This window comes from Bradyrhizobium sp. (genome assembly GCF_049586575.1).
Lineage (GTDB): Bacteria > Pseudomonadota > Alphaproteobacteria > Rhizobiales > Xanthobacteraceae > Bradyrhizobium.
Map to the genome: position 1 here is coordinate 1 of NZ_JBAVCF010000517.1, position 2,763 is coordinate 2,763.

The window sequence follows — 2,763 nt, forward strand, 5'->3', positions numbered from 1 at the left end:
GTTTTACAAGGAGCGGAGCGAGCCTTAATTTTGACAAGCTTAATTTTGGTGTCGAGCCTCCTGTGTGCTCCGACATCGTCTCCAACGATGCGCCGCGCTCAATGAGCGACGTCCTGCCGCCCTGTGATGGCCATCAGCGTGCTGCCCGCGCAAAGCTGGCGCGCACCCGCTCCCTGAAGTTTGTATCCTGCGCTTGAAACCCTGCCATCTCTTTCCCTGTTTCTGAGGCTCGCCCTCACGAAGGTTTGCGATCGCGATGACGTTGGGTGTACCGATAGAGTTGATACACGAACGACGCGCAACTTGTCTCGTTGTTCTGATCGTGCATGCCAGGGAGCGGATTTGACATTCGCTACCAATCGGCCGCGAGTTCGTGAAACGCGAATGTCAAATCCGAAACTCCACTAGAGATCTATATTCGCCGGTGGTCCTCGTGATTCTAACATTTGCAAAAAAAGTGGCAGCTGAGCAGGAATGCGAATGTTAGAACCGGACCACTAGGAGCACATCGCGTCACGAGCCGCGACACAAGTTCAAGCAACGCCGCCTTCAGGGGATCACGATGCCATATGCGACGACGGACGATGGGGTGCGGCTCTATTTCGAGGAAACCGGATCGGGTCGCCCCGTGATCTTTGTCCATGAATTCGCCGGGGACTTGCGCAGCTACGAGCCGCAGATGCGGTATTTCGGCAAGCGCTATCGTGCCGTCGCCTATAATGCCCGCGGCTTTCCGCCCTCGGACGTGCCGGAAAACGTCGCGTCGTATTCGCAGACACGCGCGGCTGACGACATCCTCGCCGTGCTCGATCATATCGGCGAGCCGAAAGCGCACATCGTTGGGCTCTCGATGGGTGGCTTCGCGACGCTGCATTTCGGCATTCGCCATCACGGCCGCGCGCTGTCGCTCTGCATCGGCGGCTGCGGCTATGGGGCCGAACCCGACAAGCGCGAGATTTTCCGCGCCGAGGCCGAGGTGATCGCGGGCGCGCTGCGGAAAGACGGCATGGCGGCGTTCGCCGAACGCTACGCCTACGGTCCGACCCGTGTGCAATATGAAAACAAGGACCCGCGCGGACATGCCGAGTTCAAGCGGATGCTGGCCGAACATTCGGCGATCGGATCGGCCAACACCCAGCAGGGCGTACAGAAGGAGCGACCCTCGCTCTACACGCTGGTCGAAGAGATGAAGCGCATCACCGTGCCGACCCTGGTCGTCACTGGCGATGAGGACTGGCCATGCCTGTTGCCGGGCATCCTGATGAAACAGAACATTCCCTCGGCTGCACTCTCGGTAATTCCGAACTCCGGCCACGCGATCAACATCGAAGAGCCGGAGGAATACAACCGAATCGTCGGCGATTTTCTCGCTCAGGTGGAAAGCGGCCGCTGGCCGCAGCGCGATCCTCGCGCGGTCAGCGGGTCCATCACCGGCATGAAAAATTGATCGTAGAATCAAGGTGATGGCGGCATTCCGCATGGCGGAACATCTTCGTTGACGGTGGTTGGGAATCGCGCCAAGCTTCACAAAGCTCGTGATCGACGCATTTTTGAAATGAAACGGGGGCAGGGAGTGCTGTCAGGGCGATGAGCAAGGACTCTCAACGCTCATCCGAACGAGACCGGCTGGACCACGACGGCGCAGCCGCCGACGCGCTGGAGCTTGCGCGTCGGATGCCCCCCGGACCTGAACGCAACGAAGCCCTCAAACTGGCCGGCGCGCTTCGCCGTTCTGCGGATGAGCGGGGCGTGGTTTTTGCCAAGCGGGGCCGGCCACGCAAGTCGTGAACGGGCACTTTGGCTGGCCCGCGATCCGTGCCGCGAACCCCATTGACGGTGGCGTAAAACAGCGGAATCTGGCCGCGGGGGCCCCCTTGGGCTTTGTGCTGTACGGTTGCCTTTTCGCAGCTGCAAAACGCGCTAGAAGTGCGGGCGGTAGACGTCAGGGAACACCCTGATCGTCCACTAAATTTTATATTAGTTGCCGCAATGCGGCAGGCTCCCCCATGCTCCGTGGCGGGGGTAGTGAATGCGCGCACGATCCCGGCCAGGCAGGCCGGTCCGATCGCCGCCTTGCGCTTTTGATCCCACATTGGAAGTCTGGAAGGATACGAAGCAGCTATCATGATGGTATCCGTCCGGACCTTGCGGAGAATTGTGAATTCTTCGCCGAGATCGTTGAATCCTGATAGCCTGTCCGCCTGGCTGCCGTCTGGCAGGATCGGGGACGTCCGGTCGTTCAGAACGGAAAGGCGCATGGCCCCCAAGCTCATTTCGTGGTGTTTCCGTCATACTTCTCCAGCGGTTTCGCTTCCGGACCCTGGGGCAGGGGTTGAGGTCGCCTGTGAAGTTGGCTGAAATCGACAATCGTTCCGGTTGGCATTAGGAGGCTTGCGCCGTGTGGATCGTTCTCACAGCGCTCAGGCGCCCCTATACGTTCGTGGTCCTTGCGGTGCTGATCGCGCTGTTCGGCATCCGCGCGGCGCTGACAACCCCGACCGACATCTTCCCGAACATCAACATTCCGGTGATTGCCGTCGTCTGGAGCTATGGCGGGCTGCCGCCGAACGACATGTCCGGCCGCGTCATCTACTATTACGAACGCTATATGACCGCCCAGGTCAGCAACATCGAGCATCTCGAGTCGCAGTCGCTCGCCGGCTATGGCGTGGTCAAGATCTTCTTCCAGAAGGACGTCAATATCGCCGCCGCGATGGCGCAGGTGACGGCGGCCTCGCAGACGGTGCTGAAATTGCTGCCGCC

At 60.2% G+C, this 2,763-nt stretch carries 3 protein-coding genes; all 3 read left to right on the plus strand.

Annotated elements, in window-relative coordinates; translation table 11 throughout:
- Nucleotides 1-197 (plus strand): hypothetical protein (locus WB528_RS19515; RefSeq protein ID WP_423890035.1); only part of this gene is annotated, 197 nt, incomplete at its 5' end.
- A 365-nt stretch (nucleotides 198-562) separates the two neighbouring features.
- Nucleotides 563-1,447 (plus strand): alpha/beta fold hydrolase, encoded by an 885-nt coding sequence (locus WB528_RS19520; protein ID WP_423890036.1) that lies wholly within the window; start codon nucleotides 563-565, stop codon nucleotides 1,445-1,447.
- Between the two features lie 951 nt (nucleotides 1,448-2,398).
- Nucleotides 2,399-2,763, plus strand: a 365-nt coding sequence (locus WB528_RS19525) for an efflux RND transporter permease subunit (protein WP_423890037.1), incomplete at its 3' end; no start/stop codon positions are given.

Coding starts and splice junctions, on each gene's coding strand:
- WB528_RS19520 (WP_423890036.1), top strand. CDS start 563: ATGCCATATGCGACGACGGACGATGGGGTGCGGCTCTATTTCGAGGAA.